Annotated in this window: 21 protein-coding genes; 15 read left to right on the plus strand and 6 right to left on the minus strand. The window is 36.6% G+C overall.

The features are described from left to right. The first annotated feature begins 35 nt into the window (after positions 1-35). Both JKP73_RS16600 and JKP73_RS16605 read left to right on the plus strand, forming a co-directional pair. Positions 36-929 carry a glycine betaine ABC transporter substrate-binding protein gene (locus tag JKP73_RS16600; protein ID WP_038245650.1) on the plus strand — a complete coding sequence of 298 codons (894 nt, stop codon included), beginning with the start codon at positions 36-38 and terminating at the stop codon, positions 927-929. A 38-nt stretch (positions 930-967) separates the two neighbouring features. Then, positions 968-1918, plus strand: coding sequence for a glycine betaine ABC transporter substrate-binding protein (locus JKP73_RS16605; RefSeq protein WP_200411556.1), 951 nt, complete (start codon positions 968-970; stop codon positions 1916-1918). Between the two features lie 86 nt (positions 1919-2004). Here the strand turns inward: JKP73_RS16605 and JKP73_RS16610 are convergent, their stop codons facing one another. The 3 genes from JKP73_RS16610 to JKP73_RS16620 all read right to left on the minus strand — a co-directional run bounded on the left by JKP73_RS16610 (position 2005) and on the right by JKP73_RS16620 (position 3579). Continuing rightward, positions 2005-2364, minus strand: a complete 360-nt coding sequence (locus tag JKP73_RS16610; protein WP_021292211.1) for a YtxH domain-containing protein — start codon at positions 2362-2364, stop codon at positions 2005-2007. 123 nt (positions 2365-2487) lie between these two features. Next, positions 2488-3009 carry a tryptophan transporter gene (locus tag JKP73_RS16615; protein ID WP_021292212.1) on the minus strand — a complete coding sequence of 174 codons (522 nt, stop codon included), beginning with the start codon at positions 3007-3009 and terminating at the stop codon, positions 2488-2490. Between the two features lie 141 nt (positions 3010-3150). Next, positions 3151-3579 carry an HIT family protein gene (locus tag JKP73_RS16620; RefSeq protein WP_031335769.1) on the minus strand — a complete coding sequence of 143 codons (429 nt, stop codon included), beginning with the start codon at positions 3577-3579 and terminating at the stop codon, positions 3151-3153. A gap of 603 nt (positions 3580-4182) precedes the next feature. Between JKP73_RS16620 and JKP73_RS16625 the strand changes: the two genes are divergently transcribed. Together JKP73_RS16625 and JKP73_RS16630 are read left to right on the plus strand one after the other, a co-directional pair. Next, complete coding sequence (locus tag JKP73_RS16625; protein WP_188943855.1) at positions 4183-4929, plus strand: ABC transporter ATP-binding protein; 747 nt, start codon at positions 4183-4185, stop codon at positions 4927-4929. After that, on the plus strand, positions 4922-6142 hold the full coding sequence (locus tag JKP73_RS16630) for an ABC transporter permease (protein WP_200411557.1): 1221 nt from the start codon (positions 4922-4924) through the stop codon (positions 6140-6142). The genes JKP73_RS16625 and JKP73_RS16630 overlap by 8 nt, the downstream gene beginning before the upstream one ends. 29 nt (positions 6143-6171) lie before the next feature. On the opposite strand, the gene JKP73_RS16635 is transcribed toward JKP73_RS16630, so the two are convergent. Further along, on the minus strand, positions 6172-7341 hold the full coding sequence (locus JKP73_RS16635) for a M20 metallopeptidase family protein (RefSeq protein WP_038245646.1): 1170 nt from the start codon (positions 7339-7341) through the stop codon (positions 6172-6174). Positions 7342-7476: 135 nt separating this feature from the next. Continuing rightward, positions 7477-7911: a ferritin-like domain-containing protein gene (locus JKP73_RS16640; RefSeq protein ID WP_021292217.1), complete on the minus strand. Its 435-nt coding sequence runs from the start codon at positions 7909-7911 to the stop codon at positions 7477-7479. Between the two features lie 107 nt (positions 7912-8018). Between JKP73_RS16640 and JKP73_RS16645 the strand changes: the two genes are divergently transcribed. From JKP73_RS16645 to JKP73_RS16675, 7 genes are all read left to right on the plus strand, one after another. Further along, positions 8019-8660: a phosphatase PAP2 family protein gene (locus JKP73_RS16645; RefSeq protein ID WP_160807348.1), complete on the plus strand. Its 642-nt coding sequence runs from the start codon at positions 8019-8021 to the stop codon at positions 8658-8660. A gap of 98 nt (positions 8661-8758) precedes the next feature. Next, a complete protein-coding gene (locus JKP73_RS16650; RefSeq protein ID WP_200411558.1) occupies positions 8759-9988 on the plus strand; it encodes an MFS transporter in 1230 nt (409 codons plus the stop codon). A gap of 12 nt (positions 9989-10000) precedes the next feature. Further along, on the plus strand, positions 10001-10747 hold the full coding sequence (gene liaF / locus JKP73_RS16655) for a cell wall-active antibiotics response protein LiaF (RefSeq protein ID WP_021292220.1): 747 nt from the start codon (positions 10001-10003) through the stop codon (positions 10745-10747). 12 nt (positions 10748-10759) lie between these two features. Beyond that, positions 10760-11791, plus strand: a complete 1032-nt coding sequence (locus JKP73_RS16660) for a sensor histidine kinase (RefSeq protein WP_021292221.1) — start codon at positions 10760-10762, stop codon at positions 11789-11791. Between the two features lie 18 nt (positions 11792-11809). After that, positions 11810-12442 carry a response regulator gene (locus JKP73_RS16665; protein WP_021292222.1) on the plus strand — a complete coding sequence of 211 codons (633 nt, stop codon included), beginning with the start codon at positions 11810-11812 and terminating at the stop codon, positions 12440-12442. A 117-nt stretch (positions 12443-12559) separates the two neighbouring features. After that, positions 12560-12994: a disulfide oxidoreductase gene (locus JKP73_RS16670; RefSeq protein ID WP_021292223.1), complete on the plus strand. Its 435-nt coding sequence runs from the start codon at positions 12560-12562 to the stop codon at positions 12992-12994. Beyond that, complete coding sequence (locus JKP73_RS16675; RefSeq protein WP_021292224.1) at positions 12995-13474, plus strand: thioredoxin family protein; 480 nt, start codon at positions 12995-12997, stop codon at positions 13472-13474. It begins immediately after the preceding gene. Positions 13475-13573: 99 nt separating this feature from the next. On the opposite strand, the gene JKP73_RS16680 is transcribed toward JKP73_RS16675, so the two are convergent. Continuing rightward, positions 13574-14074 (minus strand): antibiotic biosynthesis monooxygenase family protein, encoded by a 501-nt coding sequence (locus JKP73_RS16680; protein WP_231378706.1) that lies wholly within the window; start codon positions 14072-14074, stop codon positions 13574-13576. A 718-nt stretch (positions 14075-14792) separates the two neighbouring features. On the opposite strand from JKP73_RS16680, the gene JKP73_RS16685 reads away from it, so the two are divergent. The 4 genes from JKP73_RS16685 to hemY all read left to right on the plus strand — a co-directional run bounded on the left by JKP73_RS16685 (position 14793) and on the right by hemY (position 20479). Continuing rightward, on the plus strand, positions 14793-16961 hold the full coding sequence (locus JKP73_RS16685) for a transglycosylase domain-containing protein (RefSeq protein ID WP_200411559.1): 2169 nt from the start codon (positions 14793-14795) through the stop codon (positions 16959-16961). Positions 16962-17063: 102 nt separating this feature from the next. Continuing rightward, a complete protein-coding gene (gene hemE, locus JKP73_RS16690) occupies positions 17064-18101 on the plus strand; it encodes a uroporphyrinogen decarboxylase (protein WP_200411560.1) in 1038 nt (345 codons plus the stop codon). Positions 18102-18131: 30 nt separating this feature from the next. Next, complete coding sequence (gene hemH, locus JKP73_RS16695) at positions 18132-19073, plus strand: ferrochelatase (protein WP_021292229.1); 942 nt, start codon at positions 18132-18134, stop codon at positions 19071-19073. After that, a complete protein-coding gene (gene hemY, locus JKP73_RS16700) occupies positions 19070-20479 on the plus strand; it encodes a protoporphyrinogen oxidase (RefSeq protein ID WP_038245641.1) in 1410 nt (469 codons plus the stop codon). The genes hemH and hemY overlap by 4 nt, the downstream gene beginning before the upstream one ends. Positions 20480-20578: the final 99 nt, after the last annotated feature.

Below are 20578 nucleotides of genomic sequence, written 5' to 3' on the forward strand. Positions count from 1 at the left end.
CATATATATCAACTTTAAAAGGGGAGATTAGTATTATGTTTAGAAATAACTGGAAACGTCTGGGTTTAACTGCCGGACTTGCATTGTCATTATTTGCAGCAGGATGTGGGTCAGATGAAGAATCTACTAGTTCTGATGAAGGAGCTTCATCAGAAGGAAAAGAAATTGAACTAGCATATGTAGAATGGGATACGGAAGTTGCTTCTACACATGTCATTGGTAAAGTTCTTGAAGATCAAGGGTTTGATGTAACGTTAACCCCATTAGATAATGCAGTAATGTGGGAAGCCGTAGCTAACGGCGAAGCAGATGGAATGGTAGCTGCATGGTTACCAGGTACGCATGCTGACCAGTATGAAAACTATGGCGATCAAGTAGTTGATTTAGGTACAAATCTAGAAGGTGCAAAAATTGGTTTAGTTGTACCAGAATACATGGATGTAAATAGTATTGAAGATTTAGATTCTCAAGCAGATCAAACAATTACTGGAATTGAACCTGGCGCTGGTGTAGTAGCAGCGGCGGAGGATGCAGTGGAAGAATATGAAAACCTTGAAGGTTGGGAAGTGCAAACTTCTTCAAGTGGTGCTATGGCTACGCAATTAGGTCAGGCGATTGAAAATGAAGAAGACGTCATTGTTACAGGTTGGTCACCACACTGGAAATTCGCTAAATACGATTTGAAATATCTAGAAGATCCAAAAGGTTCATTTGGTGAAGCTGAAACCATTGATACAATGGTGCGTCAAGATTTAGAAGAAGATATGCCAAATGCATATAAAATTTTAGACCAATTTAACTGGACCTCTGAAGATATGGAAGAAGTTATGCTAGAAATCACAGATGGAGCTACACCTGAAGATGCTGCAGCAGCATGGGTTGAAGAAAATCAAGATAAAGTTGATGCGTGGACAAAAGGTGTAGAGTAATGGATGGAGGGCTGATACTTTTTTGTATCAGCCTTTCAATGAACAAAAGAAAGGATGTTTATGTGAATAGCAAAGTAAAAAAGACAGCAGGTTTACTATTTAGCTTAATCGTTGTATGTATACTGGCAGCATGTGGTTCAAATGATTCTGAAGGTGAGAATACAGAAGGATCAACAGAACAAACCAATTATAGTGAGGCAGTCGATTATACAATTACAGGTATTGAGCCTGGAGCTGGAATTACAGTTACAACTGAAAAAGCAATTGAACAATATGATTCGCTCTCAGGCTGGGAACTAGAACAGTCGTCTACAGCTGCAATGGTCACAGAATTGGAAGATGCTATTGCTAATGAAGAACCAATTGTAGTTACAGGGTGGAATCCACATTGGATGTTTGCTAAATTTGATAACATTAAATATTTAGATGATCCGAAAAATGTTTATGGGGATGTTGAGGTTATCAAATCATTAGCTCGAAAAGGATTGAAAGAGGAAAAGCCAAACGCTTATAAATTAATTGATCAATTTAACTGGAGCGTTGACGATATGGAAGGAATTATGTATGAATCATCAGAAACTGGAAAAGATATCGCTGAAGTTGCTAAACAATGGGTGAAAGATAACCCCGATAAAGTAGCTAGTTGGACCGAAGGCGTCGAAGATGTTGATGGTGTGGCAATCGAACTTGTGTCTACGCCTTGGGATTCCGAGCGAGCATCTGTTAATGTTGTAGCAGAAGTATTACGCCAGAAAGGTTTTGAAGTTACGATCACTCCGGTGGACGTAGCAGTTGTTTTTGAAGCGATCGCAAATGGTGATGCTGATGCTACGTTAGCAGCATGGATGCCAATGACACATAAAGATTTTTATGATGAATTCAAAGATGACTTTGTCGATATGGGACCAAATCTCGAAGGAGCAAAAATTGGAATTGTAGTACCAGAGTATATGGATATTGATTCAATTGAAGATTTACAGGCAAAATAAAACAAGAAAAGAGCATAGAGATGCTCTTTTCTTGTTTTATTGAATAAACGAAAGCATTTTCTGATGGAAGAATGCTTACAAGCTTATTAATGTTTTTTTACTTTATCCTCTAAGTCTTTTAAACTTAATTCAATTTGTTCTAAATATTGGTGAATGCTTTCTTGATGCGGCTCTACTGTAGCCTTCCAATCACTAACCGATTGTTTCATATCTTGTGTAAGTTCTTTAATTAAAACTGCACCCTCTTGAGAAGTTTCTTTAATTTGCTTTTTCAAGCGTAATCCATCTTGTTTTAAGTTTAAAAGGACATCCTTCCATTCGATGCTTCTATCTTTCATTTGCATACGTAAATCTCTCCCAGAAGCGGGTGTACTTAATAATGTAACTGCTGCACTTACAGCACCTCCAACCATTAAACCTAAAAATAACGACTTATTATTCGCCATTTATCATACGCTCCTTTCTACACATATTATATCTTTTCCTCTTTAGAGTGTAATATTAAACCTTTTATCACAGCTTATGTATTTTTTAAAAAATCCTCCGACAAGCATGTCAGAGGATTTTCATTACGTAATGATGAGTGGCTGTGACCTCTTTAGAATTTTTTGTACGATCGGATAGACAACAGCCATTATGACTGTATTTAATAGAGCAGCTGGTAAAACAGCTATCCCAAATAATGCAATAAATGATCCATCCATTAGACCTATTAAAAATAGGGCAGTACTCAAGAAAATGGCTCCGGAAATCATTGTCCCAACTGCTGTCAGAGCTGGTGCACTATACGAAGGGTTCATTCGATCCTTTATTACAATAAACATTGCTAGAAATAACATCGCTGTTAATGGTTTATCAATTAAATTAGCAATTTGTCCCCCTGGAGCTGTCGTTGTTAATGCTGATACAACACCCGTAGCAATAGAAAGTATAGCTACATATTTAATTTTAGGGAATAGAAGGATACCTAGAAACATCATTGCCAGCAACATGTCAGGTTTAACTCCAAATAATACTGGTGGCACTACTGCATGGAGTACTGCACCTATCCCCACCAAAAGAGACAAAATAATTAAAATCCGCGTATTCATTTGTCAACTCTCCTCTTCTCAGCTTTTCTCAACTAAAGTTCCCAACTGTACACTATTGTCAGTTGCGGAAATATAGTACTATTATATCAAAAAGTTTACGGAATAAAAAGAGTTGAATGTGGATTTTTCAAGGGTTGTACACTAGTTCATTGCTTGGTTTAGTTTACTTGCAATCTCCTGTAAATCCTCTGATGTATAGTCATCAGAATGAACAGTCCAATTCGATGAAAAGCCGTCTTCTTTTCCATAACGAGGTAATAAATGTATATGTAAGTGGAAAACGGATTGATCAGCTGGTTTTTCATTATTATTTAATAAATTCATGCCAATTGGTTGGTATGTTTCTTTGATTGCTTTTGCGATTTTAGGAACTCTTTCAAATAAAGCTGCTGCTATTTCTGGAGGGGTTTCATAAATATTTTTAACATGTGTCTTAGGTATAACTAATGTATGCCCCTTGGTAACTTGGCTAATATCTAAAAAAGCATATACGTGTTCATCTTCATATACTTTAGCAGATGGAATTTCTCCATCGATGATTTTGCAAAAAACACAATCTCCATGACTCATTCTATCACCAATCCTCTCATACATTTTTTCTTTCATTGTATATAGTAATGTAACTTATTGTAAAGGGATCCATCTAAGAATTATTTATGTCAAAAAACGAGCTAGCCCATATGGACTAGCCCTTGGAAGGAATGAGATGCAATTTTCTAATGCGGGGACAAGTAAACATTACATAAGCGCATTGCTTCATAAATGCTTACAAAAACCTTTTTGTTCCATATCTCCGTTCTTAGAGATATGTTTCAAAATGGTCATTGATTAGACTGCCGTTCACAAACACCTCATTTTTGTGTTTTTTGTACACGAAATTCAGTTAGATATCGATCACTAACACCTCATTTGTGTAAGCATACACGCATTTACATTAGATTTTCGATCGCTGACACCTCATTTTGTGTTTTTACACGCAAATTGTTTGTTTCAAGTGAACATTGTTGCATCTTCATTCCTTCACGATTATTTTGTACGAAATAGATGAGATTATACAAGGTATTTATAAAAAATTCAATCGTATAAGGATGTCGAAAAATAGTGGAAAGTTTATTTTGGTTTTCAACAAGACAAATGATAAAATAAAGATTAGATGAAGAGGAGGAGCGACTTGTGGAAGCATTATTACATATAAACCATCTCTTTGGTGGGTATACCCATAAAAATGTATTACATGGTATTTCTTTTGATGTTCATCCTGGTGAAATTGTTGGCTTAATTGGGTTGAACGGTGCAGGGAAAAGTACGACAATTAAGCATATAATTGGATTAATGCATCCCAAAAAAGGGACAGTGATGGTGAATGGGAAAACCTTTCAAGAGAATAATGAAAATTATCGTAATCAAATGGCCTATATTCCAGAAATGCCTATTTTATATGATGAATTAACGCTATATGAACATCTACGTTTAACAGCAATGGCATATGATATTCCTGAACACATTTTCGAAAAAAGATTACAGCCACTTTTGAAGGAATTTAGAATGGAGAAGCGATTAAATTGGTTTCCTGTTCATTTTTCAAAAGGGATGCGTCAAAAAGTAATGATTATGTGTGCATTTTTAATTGAACCGCCATTATATATTGTAGACGAGCCATTTGTAGGACTAGACCCCCTTGGTATTCAGTCTTATTTACAACTTATGGAGTCGATGAAAAAAGATGGTTCGGGTGTTTTAATGTCCACGCATATTTTAGCGACCGCAGAACGCTACTGTGATCGTTTTGTTATCCTTCACGAAGGTGAAATACGTGCAAAAGGAACACTTGAGGAGCTGAGGGCAAGTTTTTCAATGCCCCAAGCGTCACTTGATGACCTTTACGTTCAATTAACAAAGGAAGAAGATAATCATGTTTGATTCACATCTATTCTTTAAACAACGATTTTCTGCACACTTAAAAGAGACAAGCCGTTATCTAAGGTATATCTTTAATGGACATATTGCTATTGCTATGCTTTTTTTTGTATCTGCTCTCGCATTTTATTATCAAAAATGGCTACTAGAAATACCTGAAAATTTTCCAACCGCATTTATTATTGGAGTATTATTTGGGATGGTAGCAAGTTATAGTCCTGTTCGCACGCTGCTGAAAGAGCCGGATCTTGTTTTTTTGATAGCTGCGGAACATAAAATGACAAGGTATTTTAGGAATACACTTATCTATAGCTTTATCATTCAGCTGTATCTTGTTTTATTAGTTGCTGCTGCATTAGGCCCTTTATACACCACCGTTTATCCAGAGCGTGAAGGTAGTTTTTATTTACTAACCGTCGTTGTCCTATTGATGTTCAAATTAGGAAATTTAATTGCTAATTGGTGGATGTTAAAGGTCAGAGAACCAGGGATAAGAAGGATTGATATAACAGTACGAACGGTTCTTAATATAGCCGTTTTTTATGTCATGGTAGATGGCAGTATGTGGTTAGCGGGTATGATCTCTATCTTGTTTGCCGCTTTATTTTTATATGATTATCAAGTTTCACGAAAACAACCTGGCATCGTATGGGATTTATTAATTGAAAAAGATCAAATGAGAATGCAGGCGTTTTATCGTTTAGCAAATATGTTCGCAGATGTCCCTCATTTAAAAAGCCGAGTCAAAAAACGGCAATGGCTAGTACAGCTTGTAAACAATGTCCCGTTTCTAAAGAAGCATACTTATGATTACTTGTTCCGAATTACTTTTATTAGAAGTGGCGATTACTTAGGAATGTATGTCAGACTAATTGTTATTGGGGCGCTAATCATTTATTTTATACCCCCGATGTGGCTTAAAGTTGTGTTCGCTATTTTGTTTTTGTATTTGAGCAGTTTTCAGATGATGGCACTTTATCATCATCATCGAACGGTTATGTGGATTGAGCTATATCCAGTCAAGACTTCTATTAGGCAAGAATCGGTTATAAAATTATTATTCCAATTAACCATTATCCAGACTATGTTATATGCGCTTTTGCTTTTTGGAATGATGGAGTGGAGCGGAGGCGTGCTCACACTTGTTGGAGGAGTTTTATTTAGCTTTTTGTTTCATCGTGGATATGTCAAGCAAAAATTAATTAAAAGCACATGAAGCATTGGCTCATGTGCTTTTTTAAAAGCCTATTTTTCCTGATACGCATAATAGGCTTCAATTAATGTTTTTGCTGCTATTGGCATCGAGCGTTCATCAATATCAAATTTAGGGTGGTGATGAGGATAAGGGTTTTCGTGTTTTTGTGCACCTGTGAAAAAGAATGCTCCTGGCTTTTCTAAAAGATAATAGGCAAAATCCTCTCCAGCCATAGATGGATTAACCTCCTGTGTTTCTTTTATATCCTCTATATTTCGTGCGATCTCTAGTAATAATTCAGCTTCACTGGCGTGGTTAATTAGAGGTGGGTAACCCTTAATATAGTCAAATGAATAGGTTGCATCATTACTAGTGCAAACACCTTTAATCATTGCTTCCATCTCTGATATGATTTTATCTTGTAATGTCGGATTTATATAACGGACAGTACCAACTAGTCTAGCCTTATCTGCAATGACATTGAAAGCTTCACCTGCTTCAAATATACCAACGGTTACGACCACCGTGTCGAGTGGATCGACTCGTCTGCTTACGATTTGCTGTAGTTGCGAAATAAGTTGTGAGCCTATAACAATAGCGTCTTTGGTCTCGTGAGGATAAGCGCCATGCCCCCCTTTACCCTGAATGGTTAGTTCAAAGCGATCAGCACCTGCCATGAATGCTTGTTTTGAAGTTTGCAGTACCCCAAGTGGGGTTGTAGCCCAAAGGTGTGTGCCAAATACAGCATCGACATGATCAATGGCTCCAGATTCAATAATTGGTTTTGCTCCACCCGGTGCATATTCTTCTGCGTGTTGATGTAAGAAGACGATGGTTCCTGGTAATTCATACTGGTAATCCTTCATTACTTTTGCAAGCGAAAGTAATGTAGCTGTATGGCCATCATGCCCACATGCATGCATGACTCCGTCAATTTTGGATCTATATGGAACATCTTTTTCATCTTGGATAGGTAATGCATCAAAATCGGCGCGTAATGCAATTGTTTTTCCTGGTTTTCCCCCTTTTAACGTAGCGATTACACCGTTGCCACCAACTTTTGTCTCATAAGGAATACCTAGCTTTTTATAATGACCGGCAATAAATGCAGCTGTTTTTGTTTCGTGAAAGGATATTTCTGGATATTGGTGTAGATATCTACGGATTTCTACCATTTCTGAATAAAGCTTATCAATGGATTGATGTATTTGATCTAACACAAAAAGACCTCCTAGCTGTTTTTCTAACTATTATAACACCAGAAGACTGCGAAGAAAGTATATATTAGTAAAATACAAACAATTATTTATTCTTTTAAAATCAAAAGACAGTTCGTAAACCGAACTGTCTTTTGATTAAGATAAGCGAGGGTCAGCAAGTAGGCGCTCTATCTCCTCTTTATGCTGCGTTTCATCTGTTATTAAATCCTCTAATTTTACTACTAACTCGGTATATCCTAAGTCTTCAGCCTGTCTTTTACGCTTTTCATACCGTTCAATTGTAGCAGATTCAGACTGTAAGGTTGCTTGTAATAATTCTCTAACCTCTGTTGGTTGAGGAATTTCAGCAGCTTTCGTAGTAGGAGTTCCGCCAAGTGATTTAATTTTTTCAGATAAGTATAGGGCGTGTCCCAATTCATCATTAATCTCAGCTTCAAAAAATGGTTTAAGTGCGGAACGGTATAACCCATAAACTACAGAGGCACTGTAAGTATATTGAATTACTGCGCCATATTCATTAGAAAGATCCTCATTTAATCCATCAATTAAGTTTTGTAAATCCTTTTCCATTTGTCTTCACCCTTTTATCGTTATTGTATATCTATTCATCCATTCCCTATTCGGTTTTTTTGAAACATAAAATAAGGTATTATATAAGAAATAGGAGGGACCGTATAATGACTGATAAAATTCGCTTTAGCCTTTTCCTTCTTTTATTATTTATGATTGGAATAATTGGCTATTGGATTTTCCGAATTATGAATAATGCAGTTCCTTATGTGGATCAATGGACAAGAGAACCGGTTGAGCAATTAGCAAACACAGGGATGTACAGCATCTTCCGTTGGATAACCGAATTAGGATCATCTACCTTTACCATACCGCTCGTAATTATTATGGGCATGATCTTATGGCGGATGTACCAAAATTGGCTACCTGCATTGGTTTTTAGCGGAGGAACATTAGCAACACATTATTTAAATGTAGCAATAAAACATCTAGTCAATAGAGAACGTCCCAGTATATTAGCTGCAGCTAATGCAGAAGGACATAGTTTCCCTTCCGGGCATGCAATGATATCGATGGTATGCTATGGTTTATTAGCTTATTTTTTCTCAAAAAAGGTTAAATCATCAAAGAAGAAATTGTTTATTGAGTGTTTCTTTGCATTGCTTATTTTATTAATTGGAGTTAGTCGATATATCATTAATGTTCACTATTTGACAGATGTTTTGGCAGGGTTCTTTATTGGCTTTTTATGTTTAATTGCATGCATATATTTATTTCAGTTTCTAATGAGAAAGCAACGCTCAGTCTAGGGGCGGATAGAAAAGCATCCCTTGGTAGGTTTCCCTCGTTTTGGGATATAGGTAAGCTAACACTAACATTATATCAATCGAGGGGGGAGATTTTTGTCATGGATGCTGTTGTTCAAGAAAAGCAGGTAATACCAATATTAAAAAACCGGAATTTTCTACTTTTATTTATAGGGTCGCTTTTTTCTGCTCCTGGTTATTATGTTTATTTAATTGGAGCGGAATGGTTAATGCTTTCTTTAAATGATAATCGCTTTTACTTTGGCATGTTATTCTTTGCTGCCTCCATTCCTCGTTTGCTGTTATTAACAATGGGTGGAATTGTGGCAGATCGTTATAATAAGCGAACAGTATTATTTATTTCGGATTTATCCCGTGCGCTTTTAATTGTTATTTTATTGGTTTTACTATATCTCGATGCAGTATCTGCTTGGCATTTAATTGGTTTAGCAGCATTATTTGGTATTGCAGATGCGTTCAGCTATCCAGTTATAAATTCATTAACACCAATGGTACTAGAGGAGAATCAATTACAGCGGGGGAATTCGTTTATTCAAATGACGATGCAAATTAGTCCGATTTTTGGTCCCGCCTTAGGTGGGACATTAATTGCAGTCTTAGGGTTCAAAGGGGTTTTTACTGTAGCTTGTGTCATGTTATTAGCTGCTTCCGTTACCGTTATCTTTATCCGGTTAAAACCAGAAGAGACACCTATCGTATCCTCGCCATGGGAAGATCTTAAAGAAGGATATAGGTATGCTCGCAGGAATCGACTCATTTTGTCTATCGTAAGTATGGGATTTTTTATTAACTTCTTTTTTACAGGTCCATATACCATTGGTATACCAATCATTGTAAAGGATATCTTTCAAGGTAGTTCGATTAGTCTGGCTATCGTACAAACTGCGATGGGGGTAGGAGCCTTAATCGGTGCGATCTTCTTAGCATCAAAAAAATTAAAAAAACCTGGGATAACTATGCTTACAAGTTTAGCATTATTGGGATGTATTTACACTAGTATTGGCATGTCCAGTTATCTTTATCTCACAACAGTATTGGTAGCGATGATGGCATTTTTATTGCAGCTAATTAATATTCCAATTACTACAGTTTTGCAAGAAACGACAGAGAAACGTATGCTTGGGAGAATGATGAGTCTGCTTATGACTGTATCTACAGGGCTTATCCCGGTTTCTTATATCGCAACTTCTTTATTAATAGCTATGGGGCTATCGATTCTAACGATTATTATGGTCTCTGGACTGGTAATTCTATTTATTGCTCTCTATAATTTGAAGAATAAACCGCTTCGTACGCTTGGAACTTCGTAAAGGGTGAAAAAAATGAAACAATTTGCACGCATTGTTGTCGCAATTTTTTTAATTATTATTGGTTTGCTATGGATATTAGCGAATATCAATGTAATATCGTTTGATGTTGCTTTTTTATGGGCCTATATATATCCGGTAATCTTGGTTATTTTCGGCAGCAGATGGCTGATTAATTATGTCCGAAAAGATGGTGGAAGTTGGTTTTGGGGTTGTTTCTTTATCCTGTTTGGATTGTTATTACTGTTGGACCGTTTTCAAATAATCGCTTTTTCCTTTTGGGATGTACTAAAGCTATGGCCGTTATTAATTATCTATGTTGGCTTCATGTTAATTAGTCGAAGAAACTATAATATTATTAATGCAGGAAGAGATAAGCCAGGGGCAAAAAATGGGACTGGTTCGCTTTTTTCTATTGGGAGTTATGATTATACCGAAGAAAATTGGAAGGCGGAACCAATGAAGTTAAATAACATGGCTGGGGATTTTTATTTCGATTTCTCTAAGGCTTTTATCCCAGAGGAGGAAATCCCAATTAGCATTCGCTCTCTAGCAGGAGATGTAACTATATTAATGCCTGAAACAATCCCTTTTCACGTAGAAGCATCAATGAAAGCCGGGGAAATTAACATTCTTGGCAGGGTGGCAGAAGGGGTAAATCGATCATTAGCATTTACAAGTGATGAGTATGACGCTTCAATTCGAAAAATTAATTTTACAATTATCCTAAAAGCAGGATCTATCAAAATCGATTATGTATAGGGAGGAGGGCGTATGAATAAACGATTTGCTAGTATTCGTTATAGTTATATTCGCTCTCATTTTCAAGGTCTATTTCTTACTGTTGTTACGATTCTCTCTATCTTACTCACTATTTATGTATTCATTCAACCAGACTGGTTATCTGCAGCAAGTATATTTCTGTTTATTTCGTTATATAGTGGTATTGGTTTCATTGTTACCGTCTATGCGGGATTTAAATCTGGTGGAGATATTAAAAATCGATTAGACTATTTATCCGTCCAAATTACCCAGTTTGCAAATGGAAATTACCAATCACGACTTTATTTTAATGAAGGGGATGAAATGGAGCGTATTGCCAATGAAATGAACGACTTAGGAGAGAAATTACAAAATCAAGTGAAATCTTTACAACGAATGGCAGATGAAAAATCAGATTTTGCAAAGTCAGCACATAAAGCAGCTGTTATCGAGGAAAGACAGCGATTAGCAAGGGATTTACACGATGCTGTAAGTCAACAATTATTTGCAGTCACCATGTTATCCGAGGCAGCTGTAAGGCAATTAGAAAACAATCCAGAAAAAGCCAAATTGCAAATACAAGAAGTAGCTAAAGCAGCTTTACAATCTCAATCAGAAATGCGGGCGTTGTTATTACATCTTCGTCCTGTTCATTTATCAGGAGAATCCTTATCAGAAGGGTTAACAAAGCTAATAAAAGAATTACAACAAAAAAGCCAAATAGATTTTCATCTTACTATTCCAGTGGATCTTTCGGTTTCGGTAACAATAGAAGACCATATGTTTCGAATTGCTCAAGAATCATTATCGAATATATTACGCCATTCAAATGCTTCAGAAGTAAAGATCATGATAAAGGAACGCCCAGGAGAATTATATTTTCATGTGCAAGACAATGGGAGGGGCTTTGATATGGAGCAAGAACGCAAAACGTCTTATGGCTTAAAAACAATGAAAGAACGTAGTGAAGAATTAGGAGGTGTTTTTGCCATCCGTTCAAACATAGGTGAAGGAACATATATAGATATTCGTATTCCATGTTAAAGGAGAAGGGGTAGTAGAATGATACGAGTTATCGTTGTAGACGATCATGAAATTGTGAGAAAGGGGATTATCGCATATTTACAAACAGATTGCGAGATTGAAGTTGTAGGTGAATCTTCAAATGGGAATGATGGAGCTGCGTTAATTATCCAAGAAAAACCGGATGTTGTACTTATGGATTTAATTATGGATAATGGAACTGGGATAGAAGCAACGAAACAAGTAATGGAATCTCATCCACTATGTAAAATTATTATATTAACAAGCTATTATGATGATGAACAAGTATTCCCAGCAATAGAAGCTGGTGCTTTCAGCTACTTATTAAAGACCTCCTCCGCTACAGAAATTACAGATGCAATCAAAAAGGCTGTCAAAGGGGAAACCGTCATTGAACCGAAAGTAGCTGGAAAGATGATGTCTAGCTTCCGAACGATCGATCGAAAATCACATGATGATTTAACAGAAAGAGAATTAGAAGTTCTGCTTTGTATTGGAAATGGTATGACAAACCAAGAAATAAGCAATCAATTATATATCGGTATTAAAACAGTAAAAACTCATGTAAGTAATATTCTATCGAAGCTTGAGGTGAATGATCGGACCCAAGCAGCAGTTTATGTACATCGAAATAAATTGACAGGTAATTAATCGTATAGATTTTCATAAAATTGTCACATAAACAAAATGAATAAAGCGTCACCCTTTGTCTTTCATCTCCCACATTTGTATAATACAGATGTAACTAAAAAAGAAAGGACTTCTTCTATGGCGAATCTATCGAAAAAAGCAGAGAATTTGCTAATGTTAATCTGGGCTCAAGCTTTAATTGCAATGCTAGGAAGTTTGTTTTTTTCAGAAATTATTGGGTATGAACCTTGTGAGTTATGTTGGTATCAACGGATCTTAATGTATCCTTTAGTTATTATTTATGGTATTGCAGCCTATAAGAGAAATCTCTCTATTGCATTACCGGGGTTGTTTTTGAGCGGGATAGGCGCGTTGGTTTCCATTTATCATTACGCTGTTCAGAAATTACCTGCATTACAGGAGGCAGGAGGTTCTTGTGGTACGGTTCCTTGTAATCTTACATATATTGATTATTTTGGATTCATTACCATTCCATTTCTAGCAGGTATCGCCTTCATTATCATATTTGTATTGCATGTAATTCTAAGGAAGCACCAAAGGGAGATGAAATAAATGAAGAAAAAAATGTTGATTTTTATTGGTATTATTGTTTTATTATTCGCAGGGTTATATTTTGTAATTGATTATAAGAATAATCAAGCAGTGGAGAACAATGACAACCCCTATGGTGATAAAGATCTTGAACAAGCAACAATTGATCAGCTTGATGACCCTAATTATCAAAATCAAATCATGCCAGACGAGTTGTCAGATGAAGTAGAGAGTGGTGAACCGGTTACTGTGTATTTCTATGATCCATTATGCCCGCATTGTCAGCAAACAACACCATACCTTGTTCCATTAGCAGAAGAAAATAATATCGATATGAAAAAGATGAATTTACTAGAATTTCAAGATCAATGGAACGCTTATGGTATTGAATCTACGCCAACATTAATCCATTTCGATAATGGTGAAGAAGTTGCTCGAATTGTAGGGGATAAGGGAGAAGAAAATTTTCAATCCTTTTTTGACCAATATGTAAATAATTAAATGAAAAAAAGCCAACTGCAGGACAGTTGGCTTTTTACTTTTATCATGATCGACTAGTTGGGACACTATGTTTAAAGGTACAGAAGTGGCAAAGGCATCTTATTCTTCCGTTACCATATGATAGGTGGTAAGAAATGGTTGGTCAGCAAAATACGCAGGAGGTTTTCCGGATGATTGCCCCTTATGAGATTTTTTGAATGCGTCCGAGTTCTTCCAGTTATCAAAATCTTGAACGGAACGCCATTGTGTAAAAACAATATACGTATTCCCCTTTTTTGGTTTTAATAACCGAAATGCTTGAAAGCCCGGCATCATTTCAACATCATGTTTGCGATTTTTAAAACGATCTTCAAAGACTGGCTGCCCTTCTTCTGTTACGGGTATATTATTCATAACGACATATCCTTCTTCTTGAATCTTTCCATTCTCTATTATAATGTCGTATTCTCTTCCAGATGCAAATATGCTTTTTTTCTTATCTTCGTAATAAGCCAGCGCTCCTGAATTAGAACGCATAATCCAAATTCGTTTATCGGGATGGTTGTCATCCAGTTTTTGCAGAAAATCTATCGTTCCATTAGTCATAAAAGCTTTCATCATTGTTTTCCCCTTTCATATGACTTCCTATTTTCATCATAACCGATGTGTAGATAGGGTAGTCAACTATTATTTAGAAAAACTTATCATTTCATAGTTACAAAGATACTTAAATAGATTGGGGAGTTAGTTATCAATAGGACTTTAAGCTTGACCGACTATCATTTGATGTGATGTATGGAACTTATCCTGCGTTTGCTTATGAAGTAAGTAATCCGAATGTAATGTTTTATATTGGAGATAATATGGAAAATAAAGCCATTCATACCATGGATGAATAGGGGAGGGTATCTTATAAAACAAGCGCTATCATCAAGCAATACGTATCAACGAACGCCCAAGCGAATGTTGAATTTACTATTTGGACGGAAACCCGTATAAAAACAGAAGTGGATGACAGTGGACATACAAATCAAATTTTCTCCAATTAAAAGTGAACAAAAAAACGTTATGTGAATATTGGTAAGATCAAGTATATGTCTAATGGTTTCCTAAACAGACAAAATCGGATTCGACTTTTGGAATACATATGAAATTATTCTAAACCTTAACTCCTGAACTTAAATTGTATCTTTCTAGATAACCTGAAACGTTTATTTAACAAGTTGGATTTTCGGTTGTTCAATAATTTGTAATAATTATTAATTAATATGAAGTATAAAGCTTTAAGATTGTAAATATATGTCGTATAATGTAGGGGTGAATGTGTAGAGGTGAACAAATGAGCAGAATAGAAAGAAGGAATCAGAAGCGTTCTCACTTGATCGGCAGATTGAAAATAATTGCATTCAGTTGTTTACTTATTATATTTCTTGGGTTCATTGGATATGCTGCTATTGTTTTTGGAGGACGATTCGTTGTTGATGACGATAAATTTCTTTTAGATGCAACTACGACCATTGAAACAGAAGAAGGGCAGATAATTGGCCGATTATATAATGAGAATCGCAAACTGACAACACTTGGTGATATTCCAGAACATGTAAGACAAGCGTTTATTGCCATTGAAGATAGACGCTTTTATGGACATGCAGGTGTTGATTTTCGTTCTGTGTTTCGTGCTGTTTATAAAGATATTCTAGCTATGGCCAAAGTTGAAGGGGCGAGTACAATAACCCAGCAGCTTGCTAAGAACTTATTTCTAACAAATGATAAAACGTGGTTGCGAAAGACAAAGGAAGTAATGGCAGCTGTTTATCTAGAACAAACATTATCTAAAGATAAGATTCTAGAATTATATTTAAATGAAATTTATTTTGGACATGGGGTATATGGGATAGCTACAGCCGCAGAGTATTATTTTTCAAAAAATATTAAAGATCTGACTGTAGATGAAGGAGCGATGTTGGCTGGAATGGCAAAAGCGCCTAATGGATATTCGCCAATTAATCATCCTGAAAAAGCAAAAAGTCGTAGAAACACAGTGCTTCATGCTATGGAAGCAACCGGGGTATTAACGTCAAAACAACTGGCTACAGAGGAAGAGAAGCCGCTTGGATTAGAAGTGAATAAGTGGAATCCGTCCCCATGGACAGCTAGTTATGTCGATTATGTAATGAAAGAGGCAGCTAGTAAGCACGATATGTCCTTAGAAGAGTTAAAGCGAGGTGGTTATCGTATCATTGTAAATATGGATAATCACGTGCAAGAGAAAGCCTATGAACAGTTTAAAAATGCTGATTATTTCCCAGGGAATACAGAAGGGGTCGAAGGGGCTTTTATGATGATGGATCATGGAACGGGCAAAGTTGTTTCGGTGATCGGTGGTAGGGATTTCCAATTAGGTGATTTAAACCGGGCTACCGTTGCAAGACAACCAGGTTCAACCATGAAACCATTAGCGGTTTATGGGCCCGCAATGATGGAAAATGAAAAATATCAGCCTTACACACTTATACCAGATCAGAAAATTGATTATGATGGTTATACAGCCGAAAATTATGATAACGAATATACAGGAGCGGTTTCAATTTATGAAGCGATTGTTCATTCGAAAAACGCTCCAGCTGTATGGTTATTAAATGAGATTGGAATCTCAACTGGAAAGGCATACTTAGATAATATGAATTTATCAGTAGAAGATGATGGATTAGCAATTGCTTTAGGTGGATTATCAAAAGGTGTTACCCCTGCTAAATTAATGGAAAGTTATAGTTCTTTTGCTACAAATGGTAATATGGTTGAATCGCATTCAATTGAACGAATCGTACAAAATGGACAAACCCTTTTCAAAGCTAATCCAGAGATGAAAGAAGTGTTCACCCCCCAGGTGGCTTGGAATATGACAGAAATGCTTGAGGAAACCGTTGCAAGTGGGACTGCAAGTTCAGGAAACTATTCAAAAGCATTAGCAGGAAAAACAGGTTCAACACAACACCCGCAAGTAGAAGGGCAAACCAAGGATGCTTGGTTCGCTGGATACACACCACAATATGTAATGACATTGTGGATGGGATACGATACATCGGATAAAGCGCATTTTCTAACAGGAGGAAGTGAATATCCAACTAGGTTAGTAAAATCGATTTTAACAGAGGTAGATAAAGAACAAGCCCTAACAGAGACATTTGCTAAACCTGAAGCGGTATCGGCCTTACCAAAACCAATTCAACTTCCAGAAATAAAAAACGTACAAGTAAGTTATCAGTTTGGAAGCCTACCTTTTGGAAAAGGAAAATTAACCTGGCAGGGATCCAATGACGAGCGTGTCATCTATCGTATTTACCGAGAGAAAGAGGGGATTGATGAACGCATTGGAGAGGTCGAAGGAAAGAGAGAGTTTGTAATCGATAATGCTCTATTTCATTCAAAGAGCTATTATATCGTTCCTTACAATCCATTAACCAAAACAGAAGGAAAGCGCTCAGAATCTGTCAAGCTTTCTTGGTAATTTAGACAAATTCATGACAATCAATAACCATTACTATACAGTTTCTATTGAAATCGATATAGTTATTAGTGGCAAAAGTAGTACGTGAAAAGGATGGATGGTATGTCAAAGCAACTAAATGATACGATAATTCGAGCATATAAAGGAGGAACTACTAATTATACACCCACTTGGTTTATGAGGCAGGCAGGTAGATCGCAGCCAGAATATCGTGAGCTAAAAGAAAAGTATTCGTTATTTGAAATTACGCATGAACCGGAATTATGTGCTTATGTAACAAGGCTTCCTGTTGAAAATTATGATGTTGATGCCGCGATTTTGTACAAGGACATAATGTCGCCATTACCTTCCATCGGAGTTGATGTGGAGATTAAATCTGGTATCGGTCCAGTAATTCATAATCCAATTACTTCCCTACAGGATGTTGAGAAATTGGGAACCATTCATCCACAATCGGATGTTCCTTATGTTCTCGATACCATTCGCTTGCTGACAGAAGAACAATTGAAAGTACCGTTAATTGGCTTTAGTGGTGCACCATTTACATTAGCAAGTTATATGATTGAAGGTGGTCCTTCTAAGAATTACAACAAAACAAAAGCATTTATGTATCGACAGTCTGAAGCTTGGTTTGCGTTAATGGATAAGCTAGCTGATATGATCATTTCGTATGTGGATGCACAAGTCGAAGCTGGTGCGAAAGCTATTCAAATCTTCGATTCGTGGGTAGGAAATTTAAATGTTATGGACTATCGTATCTTTATTAAGCCTGTCATGACCCGCATTTTTTCTGAATTAAGACGACATGATGTTCCGTTAATCATCTTTGGTGTAGGAGCAAGACATCTTCTTCTGGAATGGAATGACCTGCCAGTAGATGTGATCGGCCTGGATTGGCGTACATCTATTATGGAAGCAAGACAAATGGGTGTAACTAAAGTAATTCAAGGAAACTTAGACCCAACGATATTACTTACAAATTGGGAGACAATTGAGAAACGCACAACGTCCATTCTGGATGAAGGTCGTGCAGATGGAAATCATGTATTTAATTTGGGGCATGGTGTTACACCAGATATTACACCAGCTACACTTAAAAGATTAACAGCCTTTATTCATGAATACACAGGGAAAGATTAATAAATTATTAAGTGAAGAGGTGCTTTGAAAATGGCAAAACAAAAAATGGGATTATTAGTAATGGCATATGGAACACCATATAAGGAAGAAGATATTGAGCGTTATTATACACATATTCGCCATGGAAGGAAACCAGATGAAGAAGCATTGCAAGATTTAAAAGATCGTTATAAAGCAATCGGTGGAATTTCTCCATTAGCCCAAATCACAGAACAGCAAGCTGAAACCTTAGAAGCAACATTAAATGAAGTACAGAATGAAATCGAATTTAAAGCATATATCGGACTGAAACATATTGAGCCGTTTATTGAAGATGCAGTTGCACAAATGGCTGAGGACGGAATCGAGGAAGCTGTGTCTATTGTGTTAGCTCCACATTATTCTACGTTTAGTGTAAAATCTTATAACCAACGAGCGAATGATGAGGCGGCGAAGTATGGTGTAACTTCTATCACATCCGTAGAAAGCTGGTATAATGAGCCTAGATTTATTCAATACTGGGCTGATCAGATTAATGCTGTTTATAATGGAATGCCCAATGAAGATAGAGAAAAAGCAGTATTAATAGTATCTGCTCACAGTCTTCCGGAGAAAATATTGCAAAATGGCGACCCTTATCCACAACAATTGGCAGAAACGGCACAGCTAATCTCTGAGGCAACGGGTATTACGCATTATGAAATTGGTTGGCAAAGTGAAGGCAATACGCCAGATCCATGGTTAGGACCTGATGTTCAGGATCTAACAAGAGAACTGTTTGAGCAAAAAGGATATCGTGCATTTGTCTATGCCCCAGTTGGTTTTATTGCAGATCATTTGGAAGTATTATATGACAATGATTATGAATGCAAAGTGGTATGTGATGAATTAGGTGCGTCGTATTATCGTCCGGAAATGCCAAATGTTCATCCACAATTTATTAAAACATTAGCTGAAGTGGTTATGAAAAAGGTAAAGCGTGAGGTTAGATGAAACCGAGCAAACAAATAGTGATTATAGGTGGCGGAATAACTGGGTTATCCGCAGCCTATTACATACAAAGAGAAATAAAAGCAAAAAAGCTTCCTTATACAGTAAAGCTGGTAGAAGCAAGTGAACGCTTAGGCGGAAAAATAAAAACCTTAAAGCGTGATGGGTTTACGATTGAACAAGGTCCTGATTCGTTATTATCCCGCAAACCTACAGCTATGAAATTGGTGAAAGAATTAGGTCTAGAAGATCAAGTTATTCGTAATGCAACTGGCCAATCTTATCTTTTAGTTGATAATAAATTACATAAGATGCCAAAAGGAACGTATATGGGAGTCCCGAAAAATGTTCGTTCCCTTTTATCATCAACAGTTTTATCTTCTAAAGGTAAAATACGTGCTTTAGCTGATATCATGGTGTCAAAAGGAAAAGCAGATACGGATCAATCATTAGGCGCTTTCTTTCGACGTCGTTTTGGTAATGAATTGTTAGTGAACCAAGTGGAAGCACTGTTATCTGGGATTCATTCTGGAAATATTGATCAGATGAGCTTGAAAGCAACATATCCAACCTTTTTAGAACTAGAACAAACCTATGGCAGTGTAATGAAAGGGTTATCCAAGACAATGCCGAAGCCGACGAAAACGAAGCGTAACCAACCATCTTCTGGAGCCTTCTTCTCATTTAAAAATGGATTGGAGACATTAATACACCGGCTTGAGGATAAATTAGATCTAGGAATGCTTCATAAGGGAACGGCAGTTGATCATATTGAGAAAAAGAATCATGGTTATCATCTTCTATTAAGTGATGGAAATGTTTTGCAGGCAGATGCCGTTATTGTGTCGACTCCTCACCTTACTGTTCCAAAAATTTTTAGTCAATATGATTTCTTCCATGTGTTTAAAGGTGTCCCAGCAACATCAACCGCAAATGTGGTCTTAGCATTTGACCAATCGGCGATAAAAAATGATATAGATGGTACTGGTTTCCTTGTTTCCAGAAATAGTAATTATCAAATTACTGCATGTACGTGGACCCATAAAAAGTGGCCAACGACTTCTCCTGAAGGAAAAATTTTATTGCGTTGTTATGTTGGCAGACCTGGAAACGAAGATATAGTAGACTTATCAGACGATGAGCTGACAGATATTGTACTTAATGACTTGAATAAAATAATGAAAATCAAGGATGATCCTGAGTTTTGTGTCATAACGCGTTGGAAAAATGCAAGACCACAGTACACTGTCGGTCATGTCGAACGGCTAGCTGAAGTAAGAAGAAAGACCGAAAGATATCTTCCAGGTGTCTTCTTAACAGGTTGCTCTTATGATGGTGCAGGCATCCCTGATTGTATTGAACAAGGGGAGAATACGGTAAGCGAAGTATTGCGTTTTTTACAAGATTAATTTATGAAACCTAACGCTAAAGCTTAACTAAAAAGACCCTTAAAAAAGCTTGAGAAAATGATTCTCAAGCTTTTTAAAACTTTATAACTTCAAACATGG

The sequence above is a fragment of the Virgibacillus salexigens genome (assembly GCF_014905415.1).
Taxonomy (GTDB): Bacteria; Bacillota; Bacilli; order Bacillales; family Amphibacillaceae; genus Virgibacillus; species Virgibacillus salexigens.